Source organism: Stenotrophomonas sp. SbOxS2, from assembly GCF_013416715.1.
Lineage (GTDB): Bacteria > Pseudomonadota > Gammaproteobacteria > Xanthomonadales > Xanthomonadaceae > Stenotrophomonas > Stenotrophomonas lactitubi.
Window position 1 is genome coordinate 88,163 of sequence record NZ_JAAVXD010000001.1, and the last position, 19,684, is coordinate 107,846.

General features: G+C 66.6%; 13 protein-coding genes, 1 tRNA gene and 1 other RNA gene. 10 read left to right on the top strand and 5 right to left on the bottom strand.

Annotation, left to right across the window (positions count from 1 at the left end):
• Positions 1 to 216: 216 nt before the first annotated feature.
• Entirely contained in the window at positions 217 to 1,419 is a 1,203-nt protein-coding gene (locus HFK18_RS00485) for a lytic transglycosylase domain-containing protein (RefSeq protein WP_180163730.1), read from the bottom strand.
• The gene (gloB, locus tag HFK18_RS00490; RefSeq protein ID WP_180163731.1) at positions 1,416 to 2,180 is read right to left on the bottom strand and encodes a hydroxyacylglutathione hydrolase; all 765 of its coding nucleotides are present in this window, start codon (positions 2,178 to 2,180) and stop codon (positions 1,416 to 1,418) included. Before gloB ends, HFK18_RS00485 begins: the two co-directional genes overlap by 4 nt.
• A gap of 11 nt (positions 2,181 to 2,191) precedes the next feature.
• On the opposite strand from gloB, the gene HFK18_RS00495 reads away from it, so the two are divergent.
• The 3 genes from HFK18_RS00495 to dnaQ are packed head-to-tail and all read left to right on the top strand — an operon-like array spanning position 2,192 to position 4,034.
• Positions 2,192 to 2,836, top strand: coding sequence for a hypothetical protein (locus HFK18_RS00495; protein WP_180163732.1), 645 nt, complete (start codon positions 2,192 to 2,194; stop codon positions 2,834 to 2,836).
• Between the two features lie 12 nt (positions 2,837 to 2,848).
• Positions 2,849 to 3,301 (top strand): ribonuclease HI, encoded by a 453-nt coding sequence (gene rnhA, locus HFK18_RS00500; RefSeq protein ID WP_025878155.1) that lies wholly within the window; start codon positions 2,849 to 2,851, stop codon positions 3,299 to 3,301.
• 4 nt (positions 3,302 to 3,305) lie between these two features.
• Entirely contained in the window at positions 3,306 to 4,034 is a 729-nt protein-coding gene (dnaQ, locus tag HFK18_RS00505) for a DNA polymerase III subunit epsilon (RefSeq protein ID WP_180163733.1), read from the top strand.
• Positions 4,035 to 4,304: 270 nt separating this feature from the next.
• On the opposite strand, the gene HFK18_RS00510 is transcribed toward dnaQ, so the two are convergent.
• On the bottom strand, positions 4,305 to 5,009 hold the full coding sequence (locus HFK18_RS00510; RefSeq protein ID WP_099819184.1) for a protein phosphatase 2C domain-containing protein: 705 nt from the start codon (positions 5,007 to 5,009) through the stop codon (positions 4,305 to 4,307).
• A gap of 168 nt (positions 5,010 to 5,177) precedes the next feature.
• On the opposite strand from HFK18_RS00510, the gene HFK18_RS00515 reads away from it, so the two are divergent.
• Both HFK18_RS00515 and HFK18_RS00520 read left to right on the top strand, forming a co-directional pair.
• Positions 5,178 to 5,268 (top strand) — tRNA-Ser (locus HFK18_RS00515).
• A gap of 502 nt (positions 5,269 to 5,770) precedes the next feature.
• The gene (locus HFK18_RS00520; protein ID WP_032977378.1) at positions 5,771 to 6,175 is read left to right on the top strand and encodes a DUF6165 family protein; all 405 of its coding nucleotides are present in this window, start codon (positions 5,771 to 5,773) and stop codon (positions 6,173 to 6,175) included.
• A gap of 118 nt (positions 6,176 to 6,293) precedes the next feature.
• Here HFK18_RS00520 and HFK18_RS00525 read toward each other — a convergent pair whose 3' ends face one another.
• Positions 6,294 to 7,340 carry a glycosyltransferase family 9 protein gene (locus tag HFK18_RS00525; RefSeq protein WP_100551682.1) on the bottom strand — a complete coding sequence of 349 codons (1,047 nt, stop codon included), beginning with the start codon at positions 7,338 to 7,340 and terminating at the stop codon, positions 6,294 to 6,296.
• Positions 7,341 to 7,360: 20 nt separating this feature from the next.
• Between HFK18_RS00525 and HFK18_RS00530 the strand changes: the two genes are divergently transcribed.
• The 3 genes from HFK18_RS00530 to HFK18_RS00540 are packed head-to-tail and all read left to right on the top strand — an operon-like array spanning position 7,361 to position 9,263.
• Complete coding sequence (locus HFK18_RS00530) at positions 7,361 to 8,110, top strand: 3-deoxy-D-manno-octulosonic acid kinase (RefSeq protein WP_089239126.1); 750 nt, start codon at positions 7,361 to 7,363, stop codon at positions 8,108 to 8,110.
• Complete coding sequence (locus tag HFK18_RS00535) at positions 8,110 to 8,877, top strand: MBL fold metallo-hydrolase (protein ID WP_180163734.1); 768 nt, start codon at positions 8,110 to 8,112, stop codon at positions 8,875 to 8,877. Before HFK18_RS00530 ends, HFK18_RS00535 begins: the two co-directional genes overlap by 1 nt.
• Complete coding sequence (locus HFK18_RS00540) at positions 8,874 to 9,263, top strand: nuclear transport factor 2 family protein (RefSeq protein ID WP_180163735.1); 390 nt, start codon at positions 8,874 to 8,876, stop codon at positions 9,261 to 9,263. The genes HFK18_RS00535 and HFK18_RS00540 overlap by 4 nt, the downstream gene beginning before the upstream one ends.
• Before the next feature lie 76 nt (positions 9,264 to 9,339).
• Here the strand turns inward: HFK18_RS00540 and ffs are convergent.
• Positions 9,340 to 9,436: signal recognition particle sRNA small type (gene ffs / locus HFK18_RS00545), an RNA gene on the bottom strand.
• Between the two features lie 299 nt (positions 9,437 to 9,735).
• Here ffs and sugE point away from each other — a divergent pair.
• Entirely contained in the window at positions 9,736 to 10,053 is a 318-nt protein-coding gene (sugE, locus tag HFK18_RS00550) for a quaternary ammonium compound efflux SMR transporter SugE (protein WP_180163736.1), read from the top strand.
• A gap of 368 nt (positions 10,054 to 10,421) precedes the next feature.
• Complete coding sequence (locus HFK18_RS00555; protein WP_180163737.1) at positions 10,422 to 19,652, top strand: autotransporter-associated beta strand repeat-containing protein; 9,231 nt, start codon at positions 10,422 to 10,424, stop codon at positions 19,650 to 19,652.
• Positions 19,653 to 19,684: the final 32 nt, after the last annotated feature.

A 19,684-nucleotide genomic window follows, 5' to 3' on the forward strand; every position in this document is an offset into this window, starting at 1 on the left:
ATCTTCTGATCCGTGGGTGCCGCCGGAAACTGTCCGCGGCCGGGCAGGTGGGCTGCGCAGGGGCGTGAGCCGCATGGATGCGGCGACCGAGCTTACAGGGATGTACTTGCAGCGGCCCCTGCGCAGCTCACCTGCCCGACCGCATACGAGCGATCCGGGCCACCCGCGAGGGGCTCCGCCGTTGGCCGGAAACCGCGCGGCGGCGCCGCGCCGACCTCAGTCTTCGACGCGCAGTACCGCGCCTGGCTTCAGCACGCTGCTGCCGCTCAAGCCGTTCAGCGACAACAGTGCCTTGACCGGCATGCCGTAGCGGCGGGCGATGGTCCATGCCGATTCGCCGTTGCGCACGGTGTGGCGGCGGTTGCGCGGGCGATCAGCAGCCGACGCGACCACCTTTGCCACCTGCGGGCTCGGCGCCGCGCTGGCGGTGCTGGCCAGTGCGGTGGCAACTGTCGTGCTGGCGATGTCGGCTACGTTCGCGCTGGACGCCGAAACCGGGGCCAGTACGCGGGCCGTGCCCGACGGGCGGTTGCCGGCGGCCAGGGCCGGGTTCAAGCGGGCGATCTTCGCCGGGTCCAGGGCGCGCTGTGCGGCCCACTGCTGGACGCTGGTGCCCGCCGGCAGGGTGTGGTCCTTCAGCACCGGGACAGTGCGGTCCAGCGAGGCCATCACGCCCGGCTGGTCTTCCACGTCTTCCAGCACGCAGGCCAAGGCATGCAGCTTCTCGACGTAGGCGTGGGTGACCGGCGACAGCCCGGGCAGGCCGGCCGGCTTGGCGTTCTGCGCGTTCATGCCGGCCTTGCGCATGGACTGCAGCACGCGGTACTCGCCAGCGTTGTAGGCCATGGTGGCCAGGCGCCAGTCGCCACCGAACATGCCATGCAGGGTCTTCAGGTAGCGCACGGCGGCCTGAGTGGACTCCACTGCAGACAGCCGGCCGTCGTAGTTGTTGCTCATCGGCACGCGATGGTTGCGTGCGGTGGTAGCGATGAACTGCCACAGGCCGGTCGGGCCGCTGCCGTTGCGGGCATTGGGCCGGTAGCCGCTTTCGACGAAGGGAATCAGGGCGAATTCGGTCGGCAGGTTGGCCTTGCGCAGCTCTTCGACCACATAGCCGAACAGCACCAGCGCGTCATCATCCTGGTTGGCCAGCCGCGAAGGGGCGTGGGCGAACTGCTTCTGCCAGCGCGGGCTGGTGGCCTCGGCGTCACAGGTGGGTTCAGCCAGGCCGTCGCGGAAGCTGGAGAAGATCTCCTGGCCGTTGCGTACCGATGCAGCCGGCAGCGTCGACGGATCCAACGGCAGGGCCGAGGCGGCGGTCAGGTTCTGGCTGATGCCGGCGCCCAGCGATTGTGCGCCGGCAGTTCCGGCCAACCCCAGGACGAGACCCAGGGCCAGCGGCAGACTTCGGCGACTCATGCGCGGAAGCCGTCTTTCCAGTGCCGGAGACCGGCCATGACGTCGACGTCATCCACGACCTCGCGCCCCAGGTGCGCCGACACCGCCGCGCGGATGGGCGCAGTGTGGGTACGCAGGAACGGATTACAGGCAATTTCATCGGCCAGGGATACTGGCAGGGTGGAACGGTCATCGCGGCGCATGGCCAAAGCCTCCTCTTGGCGCTGCAACAAGGCAGCGTTGGCGGGGTCGACATGCCGCGCGAAGACGGCATTTGACACGGTGTACTCGTGAGCGCAACACAGCAGCAGTTGCGCGGGCAGGGCACCCAGCTTGCGCATCGATGCCAGCAGCTGGGACGGCGTACCTTCGAACAGGCGTCCACAGCCCAGGCTGAACAACGAATCTCCGCTGAAAAGCTGTTCAGCGGTGTGAAACGCGATGTGGCTGCGGGTGTGCCCGGGGACGGATAGTACGTGGAACATCTGGCCCAGTGCCTGAACACGTTCACCTTCGCCGACCCGCTCGGTGGCCATCGGGATGCGCGCTTCGACCGGTGCGACCACGCGCACGCCAGGGAAACGCGCCTGCAGCGCCGCTACCCCGCCGATGTGATCGTCGTGGTGATGGGTGAGCAGGATGGTGTCCACGCGCACGCCTTGGGCAGCCAGCGCCAGTACCGGCGCAGCATCGCCGGGATCGACGACCACGGCAGCACCGTCGTCGGCGATCAGCATCCAGATGTAATTGTCCGCAAATGCGGGCAGGGCAGTCAGTCGCATAGAATTGGACCATGCCCGCGCTGCAGAGCACCCGTCAAGCGAGCCAGGCCCCGTGGTTCGACAGCGAACCGGCGGAGGCCTTGCGCGTGCTTGAACGGCAACTGCTGCTGCCGCAGCTGTCGCTGCTGCCGGCCCGGCCGTGGTTGTGGATCGCCCCCAGCGCCGGCTGGCTGGCCGATGCGCAGCTGGGCGGGCGTGGCCTGCGCCTGCATCGCCAGGGCAGTGGTTACGCCGGCGATACCCGCTGCGCACTGCCGTTGCCGCTGCCCAACGAGAGCGTCAACGCCATCGTGCTGCAGCATGTGACCGTCGGTGATGCCGACCATCTGCTGGACGAATGCGAACGCGTGTTGATGCCCGGCGGCCATCTGTGGCTGACCAGCCTCAATCCGTTCAGCCCGTTCCGCACCCGATGGCGCCAGCACGGGCTGGCGGTGCGCACGCCACAGCGGATCCGCCAGCTGCTTGAGCGCCATGGGCTGGAATGCGAGGACACGCGCTACCTGGGGCCGATGTGGCAGGGGGCCGGCAGCCGCCGTCGCGGCGGCTGGGCCCCCCTGCGCGCGGCCTGCCTGTTCCACGCTGAAAAACGCACGCTGGCCCTGCCCGGGCCGACCCCGTTGCCCGTGCGCTGGCACGGCACCGTTGCTACCTGATCTGGAGTTGTATTGAAAACCATCGAAATCCACACCGACGGTTCCTGCCTCGGCAATCCCGGCCCCGGCGGCTGGGCGGCGCTGCTGCGCTACAAGGGGCACGAGCGCGAACTGAGCGGTGGTGAAGCGCATACCACCAACAATCGGATGGAGCTGATGGCGGCCATTTCCGGCCTGGAGTCGCTGACCGAGCCCTGCGAGATCGTCCTCTACACCGATTCGCAGTACGTACGGCAGGGCCTGACCCAGTGGCTGCCGGGCTGGATCCGCAAGAACTGGAAGACCGCCGGCGGTGATCCGGTGAAGAACCGTGAACTGTGGGAGCGCCTGCAGGCCGCCACGCTGCGGCACCAGATCGATTGGCGCTGGGTGAAAGGACACTCCGGCGACCCGGACAATGAACGCGTGGATACCCTGGCCCGCAACGCCGCGATCCAGATCCGCGACGGCAGCCCGGTAAACTGAGCCCATGCGTCAGATCATCCTTGATACCGAAACCACCGGCCTGGAGTGGAAGAAGGGCAACCGCGTCGTCGAAATCGGCTGCGTCGAGTTGTTCAAGCGCCGCCCGACCGGCAACACCTATCACCAGTACCTGAAGCCCGACTGCGAATTCGAACAGGGCGCGCAGGAAGTGACCGGCCTGACCCTGGAATTCCTGGCAGACAAGCCGGAGTTTGCGCAGGTCGTGGAGGAGTTCCTGGCCTTCATCGATGGCGCCGAGCTGATCATCCACAACGCCGCGTTCGATCTGGGCTTCCTCGACAACGAGCTGTCCCTGCTCGGCGAGCAGTACGGGAAGATCACCGATCGCTGCACGGTGATCGATACCCTGGCGCTGGCGCGCGAGCGTTTCCCGGGTCAACGCAACTCGCTCGATGCGCTGTGCAAGCGGCTGGGCGTGGACAACTCGCACCGCGCCCTGCATGGCGGTCTGCTGGATGCGCAGATCCTGGGCGATGTGTACATCGCACTGACCTCGGGCCAGGAGGAGATCGGCTTCGGGCTGGGCGATGATGATGCCGGTGGCGCTGCGGTGTTGCAGGCGTTCGATGCGTCCAAGCTGCTGCCGCGCCCGCGCGTGGTGGCCACGCCGTCGGAACAGGAAGCACATGCGGCGCGCCTGGAGCGGCTGCGCAAGAAGGCCGGCCACGCATTGTGGGACGGCCCGAAGGTGGAAGAGGCTGCGAGCGCGTAGGCGACCGCGGCAGCCACGCATGGCGTGGTGATACGGGTGAAATGCAGCCACGCATGGCGTGGCTCTACGGTAGATCCACGCCATGCGTGGATGCCGTTGCTCAGTGGCAGCGCACCAGGATCACGGTGATGTTGTCCGATGACGCGCCAGCGCAATCGCGCTGCCGCCCGACAATTTGCGTTGCAAATCGTGGGCCCCGTCTCACCAGCATCCATACCCCCGCCGCTTCGCGGCCGCCCCCTGACTCAGGGGGCTTCCCTCCAGCCGGCTTCAGTGGCAGCGCACCAGGATCACGGTGATGTTGTCCGAGCCGCCGCCGTCGAGGGCGGTGGCGACCAGGCTGTCCACGCATTCCTGCGCGCTGGCATCGTCGAAGGCGAGGGTGCGGGCGATGCCGCGGTCATCCACTTCCTCGGTCAGGCCATCACTGCACAGCAGCAACTGCATGCCCGGGCGCAGCTCGCCGCTGGTGGTTGCCACATTCAGGTGTGCCGGGTCGGTGACGCCCAGTGCCTGGGTGACCACGTTGCGGTGGGGATGGGCGCGCGCCTGCTCGGCGGTCAGGTTGCCCTGCGCGACCAGTTCCTGCACCACGCTGTGGTCCTGGCTGAGCTGGGCAAGCTGGCCATCGCGCCACAGGTAGGCGCGGCTGTCGCCGACCCAAGCCACTTCGTAGCGGTTGCCCTGCACCCGTGCAGCGACCACGGTGGTGCCCATCGGCAGGCTGTCGTTGCGCCGGCGCGAGGCGCGGATGATCTCTTCGTCGGCCGTGCGGATCGCCTGCGCCAACGGCGCGCCACGGCGGATCTCGCGGACGATGGTCTCGCGCGCCAGTGCGCTGGCCACTTCGCCGCAGGCGTGCCCGCCCATGCCGTCGGCCACCAGCCACAGGGCCAGCTCGCCGTCACCGTAATAGGTGTCCTCGTTGAGCTCGCGGCGCAGGCCGGGGTGGGTGAGATGTCCGAATTCGATCATGGTGGCTGCTGGGGACGGGGTAATGCCGGGGAGAACGGCATCATCACGGCCAAGCGGACATCCGGCAAGCCATGCAGTCAGGAAAATTTCACTTCATCGGGCGTAATGACTTGTCGTCAGCCGCGCTTCCTCGTATGATGCGCGTCCCCGGTTCGCTGGGGAACATCTGGAGAGGTGGCAGAGCGGTTGAATGTACCTGACTCGAAATCAGGCAGGCGTTTATAGCGCCTCGGGGGTTCGAATCCCCCCCTCTCCGCCAGATAAAGAAAAAAGCCGTCCCATGGGGCGGCTTTTTTCATGGCCCGCGTTCGAGCAGTGCACGCGCATGCAGCAACGATCTGCGCCGACCCTGCGGGGGGATGAGAAGCCCCGACGGGGTTCGACGGTTCTGCAGGAGCAGAGCCGGACAGCCGCAGGCTGGCCCTGGAGCGCGCAGCGCGCAAGGGCGGGGTGCATGGATGCACCCCGCAATCCCCCCCCTCTCCGCCAGATAAAAAGAAAAGGGCTGCCGAAAGGCAGCCCTTTTCTTTTTATCTGGCGCGGGGATGCGAAGTGCGCTTTGCGCGCTTCGCCCCATGCGTTGCTGCGCAACGAATGGGCCCCTCCCTTTGCCGGCCTCTCCCCGCCCCTGTCGGGGCAGCCCCTCAACAGAGGGGCTTGTTCCTCCAGACAGATCAGTAGATCCACGCCATGCGTGGATGCCTCTGCCCGCCGTGCGCTGCGGGTTACCATGTATCCCATCACCTGCTGGAGCTCTCTCGATGACCGCTGAAATCCTCGTCCCCGTTTCATTCGGCGAGCTGCTGGACAAGATCTCGATCCTGCAGATCAAGTCCGAGCGCATTAGTGACGAAGGCAAGCTGGCCAACGTACGCAAGGAGCTGTCCGCGCTGGAAACCACCTGGATGGCGCACCCGGCGGCAGTGAAGGACATTGCCAAGCTGCGTGCCGAGCTGAAGGCGGTCAACGAGCAGCTGTGGGAGATCGAGGACGACATCCGCCTGAAGGACAAGGCGCAGGCCTTCGATCAGGGGTTCATCGACCTGGCGCGCAGCGTGTACCTGCGCAACGACGAACGCGCGCGGATCAAGAAGGCGATCAACCTGGCGCTGGGCTCGGCCTATGTGGAAGAGAAGTCCTACCAGGACTACACGCAGCGCGCGTAATCCCAGGCAGCCCGATGCAATGGATCCACGCCATGCGTGGATGGAACCACCGGGCTGCGGGACGGTGCGGGCCAGGGCCCGCACCCACCAGGCCCCGCTCAGCCGTTCGGTCCGCCACTCAGCCCAGGTGGTCAGCCACGTAGCGCTCGAACGCAGCAATGCCGTCCTCGACGGTGATCAGTTCCATCACGTCGTCGAATTCGATCTTGGTGCCCCACTTGAGGTCGGCGGCCTGTTTGCCCAGGTACTTGCGCGCCGCGTCGTCGTAGCGGTCCGCGCAGTAGCGGCGGTCCGAGTACGGGCCGCTGCGGTTCGGGTTGCTGGCCGCGTGCAGGCCCAGCACCTTGGCGCCCATGGCATTGGCGATGTGCATCGGACCGGAGTCCGGCGTCATCACCAGGTTGGCGCGGGCCAGCAATGCCGGCAACTGCTTCAGCGTGTCCTTGCCGACCAGATCCAGCGCCGGAACATCCAGCTGGGCCAGGATGGCGTCGGCCATGCTGCGCTCCAGTTCGCTGCGACCACCGCACAGCACGATCCGCCAACCACGCGTGACGGCATGGTTGGCGACCTCGGCATAGCGGTCGGCGTACCAGTTGCGGCGCACGTGGCTGGAGCAGGGCGAGATCATCAGCACCGGCCTGCCATCGTCCTGCCATTGCGCAGCGGCCCAGTCATAGGCGGCCTGCGGTACGGCCAGGTCCCAGCTGACGTCGGTCTGGCGCAGGCCCAGCGGCTCGCAGAAGCTGCCGATGGCATCGAGCACATGGATGCCCGGGCGATCAGCGATGCGTTCGTTGATGAAGAGGCCGTGCAGGTCCTTGGAGCGGCTGCGGTCGTAGCCGATGCGGCGCTCGGCGGGAATGAAGGCCGACAGCACGTTCGCGCGGAACGCCACCTGCATCTGCAGCAGCGCCTCGAAACGCCCGGGCGGCAGCTGCTTGCGCAGTTCCTTCACCCCGGCCATGCCGGTCTTCTTGTCGTAGGCATGGAAAGTGACGCCCGGCAGGCCATCAAGCAGCTTCTGCCCGACCTTGTCGATGATCCAGTGGATCGGCGTGTCCGGGCGCGCGGCCTGCAGGGTGCGCACCAGCGGCACTACGTGGGTCACATCGCCAAGAGCGGACAGGCGCAGAAGACACAAGGAGGAGGACGCTGATGCCATGTGTTGTTAGACTCAAAGGAATGGTCGCATTCGACGCCAATGAAGCGCTGACGCCATGCCGCGAGGGTCGCGGCATCGGGGCCATTCTGTTCGACCGCGAGCGGCTGCGGCAAGCCGACATCGGTCTGTTCTCGCCACAGCACTGGGCCGGCAAGGCCCGGCCGGTGGGTGAGGGTGGCCGTGGCAGTGCCTGGTTCGTGGATGCGCCGTTCGGTCCCAGCGTGCTGCGGCACTACCTGCGCGGGGGGCTGGCGGCCCGGATCAGCCACGACCAGTACATCTGGCGGGGCGCGGACCGGACCCGCAGTTTTGCCGAATTCCGGCTGATGCGCGCGCTGCGCGAGAAGAAGCTGCCGGTGCCCAGGCCGATTGCCGCCTTCTACATGCGTGAAGGCCTGCGCTACCGCGCCGCGATCCTGATGGAACGGATCGAAGGGGTGCGCTCGCTGGCCGACCGCGCGCTGGTGGCCGGGCGCGGTGCGCCGTGGGAGGAAACCGGGCGGATGATCGCGCGCTTCCACCGTGCCGGCCTGGACCATGCCGATCTCAATGCGCACAACATCCTGTTCGACGGCAACGGCCATGGCTGGCTGATCGACTTCGATCGCGGGGTGATCCGCATCCCGGCCACCGCCTGGCGCGAGCGCAATCTCAAGCGCCTGCTGCGCTCGCTGATCAAGCTGCGCGGCGAGCGCAGCGTGGAAGACGTGGAAAAAGACTACGCGCGTCTGCGTCGCGCCTATGACATGGCCTGGAACCGGGGCACCTGATGGACTGGTCGTTGCGTTTCCTCGGCGTCGGCAATGCGTCGGCGGTCGAGCTGGGTTCGCCGATGTCGGTGATCGAGCGCGATGGCCGGCCGTGGCTGACCATCGACTGCGGCGGCGAAGGCCTGACCGCGTTCAAGGCGCACTACGGGCATATGCCGCAGGCGCTGTTCGTCACCCATGTACACCTGGACCATGTGGCGGGTTTCGAGCGGCTGTTCGTGGACACCTTCTTCAGCGCGCAGCGGCGCGGCAAGGTGCGCCTGTACGTGCCGGCCACGGTGGTGCCGCTGCTGCACAAGCGCATCGGCGATTACCCGAACGTGCTGGCCGAGGGCGGCGCCAACTTCTGGGATGCCTTCCAGCTGATCGTGGTGGGCGATGCGTTCTGGCACGAGGGTGTGCGCCTGGAAGTGTTCCCGGTGCGCCACCACTGGCCGGAGACGGCCTATGGCCTGCGCCTGCAGGGCGCGCTGACCTGGAGCGGCGATACCCGGCCGATTCCGGAAATGCTGGCGCGCTTTGCCAATGACAATGAGCTGATCGCCCACGATTGCGGGTTGCATGGCAATCCTTCGCACACCGGCGTGGATGACCTGGAGCGCGAGTACAGCACCGAGCTGCAGGCACGGATGATGCTGTACCACTACGCCAGCGTGGCCGATGGCCAGGCCCTGGCCGCGCGCGGGCACCGGGTGGCACAGCCGGGGCAGTGCGTTGTGCTGGCCACGCCGACTGCTCCGCACGTACTGGCGCAGGATCCGCCGTGAGCAGCGCTGGCCACGCCGCAACGCCGGCGTTGGCTGCCGAGCTGGAGCGACTGGAACGTGCACTGCATTGCCCGCAGGTGCGCGCAGATCATCAGCGTCTGGCGGCATTGCTGGATGAGGATTTCAGCGAGATCGGCAGCTCCGGCCAGTGCTACGGCCGTGAGACCGCGCTGGAAGAGATCCCGCTGGAGCGTGCGCAGGTGGTGATCGAGTCGGGCCAGTACGCCGTGTGGATGCTGGCAGAGGGGCTGGCCCAGGTGCGTTACCGCAGTCGCTATCACGTCGATGGCCAACCGCAGCGCTGGGTGCTGCGCAGCTCGCTGTGGCGTCTGCATTCAACAGGCTGGCGGGTGGCGTTCCATCAGGGGACGCCCGAGGCACGGTAGCGCCGGGCCATGCCGCGAAAGGCGGCAACCAGGGTTGGCATCCATCAGGGGCGGGGTATCGCCTGAAAAGGCGGTGGCCCCGCCGGCTGACCTCGGCGCCCGCGTCGATCGATACCGTTGCTGCCTTCCGGCCCTGGCGGAGTTTTCGACCTAGCGTCGCGAGGGGCCGACGGGGCCACCATAGAGACGTTGGCCGCCCGGAGGCGGCCGATTCACGGATCAGGGGAAGCAGCGCGTCGTGCGCCGGAGACCACAGCCGGACTGCGCATCAGTTGACCGATGGCAGACGCGCATTCTAGCGCAGGCATGGGTGCTGACGCCAGCTTCACGCGCTGAATCCGATGTAACCCGTTGGCTGCGGCATCGGACCGGGGCTGCCGCCGTTGCTAGAATCCGGCCGCAGGAGGAACGACCTCCCCCACATCGGGATTCAATGACCAGGACGGCCTGGCCCTACCAAAGGAGGGCTGTCATGGCCTGGATCTATCTGTTGTTTGCCGGCTTGCTGGAAATCGTCTGGGCCGTGTCGATGAAGCAGTCTGAAGGCTTCACCAAACTCACCCCCACCGTCATCACCATCGTCGGCATGATCGCCAGCTTCTGGCTGCTGGCCATCGCCATGCGCAGCCTGCCGCTGGGCACCGCATATACGATCTGGACCGGCATCGGCGCGGTCGGTGCCTTCGTGGTCGGCATCGTGTTCCTGGGCGAGCAGGTCAGCCCGATGCGGATTGGCGCAGCGGTGCTTATCGTCGCTGGCCTGGTGCTGATGAAACTCTCCAGCAGCTGAGGCTGGCAACTGGTGTGACGGGGATAAGGATATTCCCGTTTTGCCAGAACAAGAGAATATGCATTTTCGGCAAAGTCGTGACGATTGCCGTGATTATTTGACGGCCATCATGAAAATAACGTGCCGGATTCACGTGGTGCTGGCGGTGGCGGCCGCACAGTGCGCCCATTCGTCAAGCGAAACCGGGGAGTTTTCGCGATGACGGACGTGCAGGGGCACGCAGTTCCTGCAGCGCTCTGACGTGAAAGTGTGATTGTTTTCCAGGGTTGATACCGCAGGTCTTGTTCCCAAGGTGGGGCAGGGCGGGACGACATCACCTCAAAAAAACCTGCCTGCTGTGCCACCGGTCATTTCATGGAGATTTACCGATGAACCGCATTTACCGTCTGGTTTTCAATCGTGCCCTTGGCGTAATGCAGGTTGCTTCGGAGGTCGCCCAGAATCCCGGCGGAAGTGCCGCCACCTCGGCAAGGTTGCCGCGATTGCGGACGCACCAGTTGGCGGTGGCCTTAGCCGCCACGCTGGCCAGTGGTTCGGCGTTCGCGGCGTGCAACACGGTGGGCGCAGTCGTTACCTGCGACCCTGGCACTACGGTCAACAACTACACCAACGCTACCTCCGGCATCACGCTGAACGTACTGGCGGGGGCCACGCTGCGCACGCCCCCGGTTATCGGTGGTGGCAACGCGGCGACGTTGAGCGGCGACAACGTGACGGTCAACAACAGTGGCACGATCGATCCGAGCTCGATCATCCTCGCCTCGCCCGGCCTGGTCGTCGGCAATGGTTCGGCCAACAACAGCGCGATCGTCGTCAACAACAATGCAGGCGGCCAGATCAAGGGGGTCGTCAACATCGCAACGCTGCTGGGTTTCGGTGGACAGGCGCTGGTGGCACAGAATGTCAACGGTACCACCACCATCAATAACACCGGCCTGATCAGCACGTCGTTGATCGGCGTTGGCAGTGTGTCCGACGCGACCACGGTGGTGACCTATGGCGGCGCGGCAGCCAATGTGACCAACAGCGGCAGCATCGACGGACGCGTCGGCCTGGGAGCCTCTGGCGGCAATACATTCCTCAATGCGGGCACTGTCAACGGCAGCGTGCACCTGGGTGACTCGACCGGCGGTAATACCTTCACGGCCGTTGCCGGTTCCAGCGTCTCCGCGAGTGGCGGCGTTGCAGGCGCGGGTACGCTGACCGGCATTGCCGGCGTAAAGGTTGCGGCTGCAGGCACGGTCAACGCAGGTGCCGGTACCGGTGCGGCCAACAACACGCTGGTACTGCAGGACAACGCCGGCAACAACGGTCCGGTATCCAGCATCGGCTGGAGCAACTATCTGGGCTTCCAGAAGCTGACCGTCAACAGCGGCACCTGGAATCTGCAGGGACCGTGGTCTGGAACAGGGGCGATCACCCTCGGCGGTGGCCAGGTGAACTTCGACAGCAACACGTCGTTCGGTTCCGGGCTGTTCACCGTCAACGGCGGCGCGATCGCTGCAGGTGGTACAGGCCTGTCCCTGGGCAACAACTTCGCCCTCAATGCCGGGCTGACCCTGGGCGGCACCAACGCCTTTGGTTTGAGTGGCGTGCTTTCGGGGGCGGGCGGCCTGACCGTCAACAACACCGGCGTGGTCACGCTGGGCGGCGCCAATCTGTTCTCCGGTGGCGTCAACCTCAACGCCGGTGGCTTGCTGCTTGGCAATGCCGGTGCACTTGGCGGCGGCAGCCTGACGGTAGGCGGCAGCGCATCGCTGGATACCAGCGGGGCCTTCAACCTCGCCAACAACATCGTCGTCAACAGTGGGGGCAACCTCAATCTGCTCGGCAGCAATGCGGTCACCCTCAATGGGTCGTTGTCGGGTGCGGGCAACTTCATCAAGAGCGGTACGGGCACGCTGACCCTGGGCGGCGCGAATTTGCTGACCGGTGGTTTCTCGATCACCGGGGGGGCGCTGGCGCTCGGTGCGGGTGGCAGTCTGTCGCCCACCGGTGCGTTGACGCTGGCCACCGGCACGACGCTGGACCTCACCGTTGCAGCCAACCAGGCCGTGGGTTCGCTGGCAGGGCTCGGCGGCACCGTGAACCTGGGCACCCGCACATTGACCCTCGGCGGGCTCGGCAACACCTCCTTCGCTGGCAACTTCACCGGCACCACGGGCGGCTTGATCAAGGTGGGTACCGGCGTGCAGACCCTGTTGGGCAGCAACGCGCTTACCGGCGGCGTGGCCCTCAACGGCGGCGGGCTGCTGCTGGGCAACAGCAACGCGTTGGGCACAGGTACGTTGAGCGTCGGTGCTGAAGTCACTCTGGACGGCACAACCGCGCTTTCGTTGGGCAACGACGTCTCGCTTGGCACCGGAGGTTCGCTGGCGCTGCAGGGCGGGCAGCCGTTGGTATTCAACGGTGTGATTTCCGGCGACGGCAGCCTGGTCAAGAACGGCGCCGCACTGCTCACGTTGAATGGCGCCAACACATTCGGCGGCGGTGTGGTCGTCAATGGCGGCAACCTGCTGCTGGGCAGCAACACGGCACTGGGTACCGGCCTGTTGGACATCAACAATGCCGCCACGCTGGATGCAAGCGCGGCGTTGAACCTGACCAACAACATCAACCTTGCCGCAGGTGGTTCGCTGAACGTGCTGGGCGGCCAGCCGCTGACGCTGGGCGGCGTCCTGGGTGGCAATGGCGGCCTGATAAAGAGCGGCGCTTCGACCCTGACGCTGACCGGCGCCAATACCTTCACCGGCGGCCTGAACGTTGCTGCCGGTACGGTGGCGCTGGGCAGCGGCGGCAGCCTGGCCGCGACCGGTGCGGTCAGCCTGTCGGGGGCCGGGGCGGCGCTGGATCTTTCCCTGGGGGGCAATCAGACCATCGGTGCACTGTCCGGCGTGGCAGGTGCCACCGTGGCCTTGGGTGCCAACACGCTCGCCTTTGGCGGCGCGACCAACCAGACCTTTGCCGGTGTGATCAGTGGCGTCGGCGGAGGCCTGGTAAAGAACGGCAGTGGCGTACAGACATTGACCGGTGCAAACACCTTTACCGGCGGCGTCGCACTCAATGCCGGCGGGCTGCTGCTGGGCAACAGCGGCGCGCTGGGAACCGGTGCGCTGAGCATCACCGGTGCTGCGACGCTGGACGGCACTACCGCGCTCAACCTGGGCAACCTCGTCAACCTTGGCGCGGAGCTGACGTTGGGGGGCAGCAACAACATCACCTTGGCCGGCGACATCTCCGGCGTCGGCAGCCTGACCAAGAACGGCGCCTCGCTGCTGACCTTGAACGGCGCCAATGGCTTCAGCGGAGGTCTGAACCTCAATGCCGGCAGCGTGGTGCTGGGCAGCAGCGCAGCGGCAGGGACCGGCGCGCTGAACATCGGTGGCAACGTGTCGCTGGACGGATCGACCGCACTGAACCTGACCAACAACGTTGCATTGGCTACCGGTGCGATCCTTACGCTCCCCGGCAGCCAGAACGTCACCCTGGGCGGCGTGGTGTCCGGCGACGGTGGCCTGGTGAAGAACGGCGCCACGGTGTTGACGCTCAATGGTGCCAATACCTTCGGTGGCGGCCTGAGCCTAGCCGGCGGCGGCCTGCTGCTGGGCAACAGTGGAGCGCTGGGAACCGGCGCACTGAACGTTGCTGCGAACGCAAGCCTGGATGGCATCGTTGCGCTTGATCTGACCAATGCGGTCAACCTTGGCGCAGGCTCGGCACTGACGCTGATCGGCAGCAACGCACTCACGCTCGATGGCGTGATTTCCGGCACCGGCAGTCTGGTCAAGAACGGCGCCGGTACGTTGACCCTCGGCAACGCCAACGGCTTCAGTGGCGGCCTGGCGTTGAACGGTGGCAACCTGCAGCTGGGCAATGCCGGCGCTCTGGGAACGGGCGCGCTCAACGTCGGCGGCAATGCAACGCTGGATACTGCAGCAGCCTACACCGTAGGCAACGCGATCAACCTGGCTTCGGGTACCACGCTTGCCCTGCAGGGCAGCAATGCGCTGACGCTCGGCGGTGTGGTGGCCGGCAATGGTGCACTGGTCAAGAACGGTGCGGCCTCGTTGACCCTGACCAATGCGAACACCTACGTCGGCGGTACCACGATCAACGCTGGCACCCTGGCACTTGGCGCGGGCGGCAGCCTGGCTCTCGGTGGTGACGTCACCCTCGGCGGTGCTGGCGCGGGCTTTGACATATCGGCGGCAACCGGCAGCCAGGCCATTGGTGCGCTGAATGGCGTGCTCGATTCGACGGTTGCGCTGGGCGGAAATTCACTGACCTTCGGCACCGCCACCAATGCGGTGTTCGGCGGCGTGATCAGCGGAGGCGGTGGCCTGGTCAAGGTGGGCGCAGGGGTGCAGACCCTGTCCGGCGTCAACACCTTCGGCGGCGGCGTCAGCCTCAATGCTGGTGGCCTGGTGCTCGGCAATGACGCGGCGCTGGGCAGCGGTGCGCTGACCGTGGGCGGTGCGGCGACGCTCGATACCAGCCTGGCAGCGACGCTGGTCAACAACATCGCACTCAACGCCGGCTTGACCGTGCTGGGCAGCAATGCGCTGACGCTCAACGGGGTGATCTCCGGCACCGGCGGCCTGACCAAGAACGGCGCTGCCACGCTCACCTTGAACGGTGTGAACACCTATACCGGCGGCACCAATGTCAATGCCGGCACGCTGGCACTGGGGGCAGGTGCAAGCCTGGCCGCCAGCGGCATCGTCAACCTGGCCACTGGCGCCATCCTGGATCTCTCTGCGGGCAGTGGTACCCAGACCTTCGGCACGCTGACCGGCAATGGCACGGTCAACCTGGGGGCGAACTCGATCACCGTCGGCGGACCGACCAACGGTGTCTTCAGCGGCTCCATCGCCGGCACCGGTGGCCTGATCAAGGAGGGGACCGGCACTGAAACGCTGACCGGTACCAACACCTTCACCGGTGGCACGCTGATCAACGCGGGCACGCTGGCGATCGGTGCCGGCGGCAGCCTGGCGGCAACAGGCGCGGTTACGCTGTCCGCGCCGGGCACCGGCTTCGATATCTCGGCCGCGGGCAACCAGGCGATCGGCGCGCTCAACGGCGTCGCCGGCAGCGCCGTGGCGCTGGGTGGCAACACGCTGACCTTTGGCGGCACCGACAACGGCACCTTCGATGGCGTGATCGGTGGTACCGGCGGGCTGGTCAAGAACGGCGCGGGCATCCAGACGCTGGGCGCTGCCAACCTCTTCAGTGGTGGGGTTGCACTCAACGGTGGCGGCCTGGTGGTCGGCAACAATGCCGCGCTGGGTACCGGCGCGCTGACCGTGGGCGCCAACGCGTCGCTGGACAGCAGCATTGCCGCGACTCTCGGCAACGACATCGGCCTGCTGGCCGGCGCGACGCTCAATCTGCTCGGCAGCAATGCATTGACGTTGGGCGGGGCAGTCACTGGCGACGGTGGCCTGATCAAGAACGGCGCGGCAACGGTGACCCTGACCGGCAGCAATACCTTCACCGGCGCTACGGTCATCAACAGCGGCACGCTGGCGATCGGCGCGGGCGGAAGCCTGTCGCCGACCGGTGCGGTGAACCTGGCCGGTACCGGCACGTTCGACATCTCCGCCGGTGGCAATCAGGGCATCGGTTCGCTGGCGGGCGTTGCCGGCAGCACGGTGTCGCTGGGCGGCAACAACCTGACTCTGGGAGGCACCACCGACGCGACCTTCAACGGCGCCCTGACCGGCAGCGGTGGACTGGTCAAGAATGGCAGCGGCGTGCAGACGCTCAACGGTGCCAGCACCTTCGGTGGCGGCGTCACCCTCAATGCCGGCGGCCTGGTGGTGGGCAACAACACGGCGCTGGGTACGGGCACGCTGACGGTCGGCGGCGCTTCCACCCTTGATTCCAGCAGCGCGGTGATCTTGGCCAACAACATGGTGCTCAACGCCGGCCTGACCGTACTTGGCAGCAACGATCTCACGCTCAATGGCGATCTGTCGGGTACCGGCAGCCTGACCAAGGACGGCGTTGCTACTCTCACGTTGAACGGCACCAACACCTATACCGGCGGGACCAACATCAACGCGGGTACGCTCGCCCTCGGTGCCGGTGCCAGCCTCAGCGCAAGCGGCATCGTCAATCTCGCCACGGGTGCCACCTTCGATCTTTCAGCGGGCAGTGGCACGCAGGTGTTCGGCACGCTGATCGGCAATGGTACGGTCAACCTCGGTGCGAACACGTTGACCATCGGTGATTCCACCAACGGCGTGTTCAGTGGTTCGATCGGCGGCACCGGTGGCCTGATCAAGGCAGGCACGGGTACCGAGACATTGACCGGCACCAACACCTTCACTGGCGGCACCACCATCAACGCCGGCACGCTGGCGATCGGTGCCGGTGGCAGCCTGGCCGCAACCGGCGTGTTGAACCTGGCCAACGCCGGTACCGGTTTTGACATCTCCAGCGGTGGCAACCAGGCCATCGGTATGCTGTCGGGTGTTGCCGGCAGCACGATCAGCCTTGGCGGCAACACGCTGACCACCAATGCAGCGGGCAACAGCACGTTTGCCGGCGACATCAGCGGCACCGGTGGTCTGGTCAAGAACGGTGCGGGCGTGCTCGGCCTGACTGGCAGCAACACCTTCGGTGGGGGAGTGGCGCTCAATGCCGGTGGTCTGTCGCTGGGCAGCAATGGTGCCTTGGGTACCGGCGCGCTGACCGTCGGCGGTGATGCCACGCTGGATGGCAGTGTGCCGCTGACCCTGGGCAACAACGTGCAGCTGGCAAGCGGCACGCTGACCCTGCTGGGCGGTACGCCGCTGACGCTGGACGGCGATATCGCCGGCAGTGGCAGCCTGCTCAAGGATGGCGCAGCGACGGTGACCCTGGGCGGTGCCAGCAGCTACACCGGTACCACGACGATCAACAGCGGCACCCTGGCAGTCGCCGCCGGTGGCAGCCTGTCCTCGGCCAGCACGGTGAATCTGGCCGGCGCCGGAACGCTGGACATCAGTGCGGCCGGCAACCAGAGCATCGGTGGCCTGGCCGGTGTTGCCAGCGGCAACGTGGTGCTGGGCGGTTCCACGCTGACCACCGGCGGCAGCAATGCCAGCACCACCTTCGGCGGCACCATCGGCGGAAGCGGTGGGCTGGTGCAGACCGGCACCGGCACCTTGACCCTGACCGGCAACAACACCTACACCGGTGGCACCACCATCAACGGGGGCAGCACGTTGCAGATCGGCAATGGCGGCGCGACCGGTGCGATCGTCGGCGACGTGACCAACAATGGCGCGCTGGTGGTCAACCTGTCGGGCAACACGACACTCGGTGGGACTGTCAGCGGCAGCGGTGGCCTGACCCAGGCGGGCAGCGGCACGCTGACCCTGACCGGCAACAACACCTATACCGGCGGCACCACCATCAATACCGGTGGCACCCTGCAGGTGGGCAACGGTGGTGCCACGGGGGCGATCATCGGCGACGTCGGCAACAGCGGCAGCCTGGTGTTCAACGTCGGTGGCAACACCACGCTCGGTGGCGTGGTCAGTGGCAGCGGCGGGCTGACCCAGGCCGGAGCCGGCACGCTGACCTTGACCGGCAACAACACCTACACCGGCGGTACCACCATCAACACCGGCGGTACGCTGCAGGTCGGCAATGGTGGTGCCAGCGGTGCGATCGCCGGCAACGTCAACAACAACGGCAGCCTGGTGTTCAATGTCGGCGGCAACACCACGCTTGGCGGCGTGGTCAGTGGCAGCGGCGGGTTGACCCAGGCGGGCAGCGGCACACTGACCCTGACCGGCAACAACACCTATACCGGCGGCACCACGATCAACGCTGGTGGCACCGTGCAGATCGGCAACGGCGGCGCCAGCGGCGCGATCACCGGCAACATCACCAACAACGGTGGCCTGGTGGTCAACACCGGCGGCACCACGACACTGGGTGGCAGCATCAGTGGCACGGGCAGCATCGTGCAGGCCGGCCCGGGCCCGCTCAACCTGGGCGGCAACAGTGGCGGATTCACCGGTACCGGCCAGGTCACCGGCGGTGGCCTGAATGTCACCGGCACCATCGGTGGCCAATGGACCATCGGCAGCGGCACCACGTTGTCGGGTACCGGCACCATCGGTGGCAGCGCTGGCGGCGTCACCGTGAGCAATGGCGGCGTGCTGTCGCCGGGCAACGGCCCAGGCAATGGCAGCAGTGGCGGCAACGGTGCGGGCACGATCACCGTGGGTGGCAACCTGACTCTGGCACCAGGCAGCACGTTGTCGGTCGACCTGGGCGCTACCGGCAGTGACGTGGTGCAGGTGGGCGGCAGCGCGAACATCGGCGGTGCATCGGTGGTGGTCAATGCCATCGACCCGAACACCAGCTACCAGCAGGGCCAGCAGTACACGATCATCAACGCAGGCGGCGGCGTCAGCGGGCAGTTCGTGCCGCCAACCACCACCTCTGCGTTCCTCTCACTGAGCCCGGTCTATACACCGAATGCCGCGCAGCTGAAGATCGATGTGAAGCAGACAGCGGCCTTCGTCACTGCTGCGCAGACCCGCAACCAGCTGGGCGTGGCATCGGCGCTGGACAGCCTGCCGCAGACCGGCGCGGCGCTGGGCCTGTACAACACGCTGCTGGCCTACGACACCGCCACCGCGCGCAACGCCTTCAACCAGCTCTCCGGTGAAGTGCATGCGGCCAGCCGTGCAGTGTTGCTGTACGACAACTACCTGGAAGAGGGCATCCGCCAGCGTCTGGGCAGCGAGCTGCCGACGGTGCGTGGCGAGCGCGCTTCGGCATGGCTGGCCGGTAGCGGCAAGGTGTTCAAGCAGGACGGTGATGGCAACGGTGACGAGATCCGTGCCAACCGCAATGCACTGATGGCCGGTGTCGACTGGAAGCTCGGCGAGCATGTAGTGCTGGGTGCGGCGGCAGGCAGCGAGCGGCTGGACACGCGGCTGTACGATCGCCAGTCGCGTGCACGCCTGCGTGGCAATACCTATGGGCTGTATGCGCAGGGCGAGTGGAACAACGGGTTTGCGGTCGGTGGCAGCGTGTCGCGCGGTGATTACCGCACGCGCACCACGCGTGAAGTGCCGCTGCTGGCACAGACGCTGCACAGCCGCCAGGATTCGGATGTCACCATCGCCCAGATCGAAGGCAGCTGGACCTGGACCCATGGCAGGACGCAGCTGCAGCCGTACGTGCAGTTCACCAAGCACTGGGTGGACAGCGATCGCGCGGTGGAGCAGGGCGGCAGCGCAGCGCTGGTGCTGGAGGGCGGCAAGGACACGCTCAATGTCAGCACCGTCGGCGTACGCGGCCGCTGGGATGTGGGCAGCGGCGAGCGCTATCCGGCACAGTTGACGGTCGGGCTGGGCTGGCAGCACGCGTCCGGTGACACCGACGTGGCCAGCCGGCAGAGTTTCGCCGTCGGTGGCAATGCGTTCGATGCCTACAGTGCCGTGATGGCGCGCAATGCCCTGGTCAGCCAGGTCGGCGTAGCGGTCGGCCTGGGACGCAGCAGCCAGCTGTCGCTGTTCGTGCAGGGCCAGCATGGCGACGGTCGCAACGATATCGGTGGCCAGTTGAACCTGCGCGTCGGGTTCTGATCTGGCGTGCCAACGGTAGATCCACGGCATGC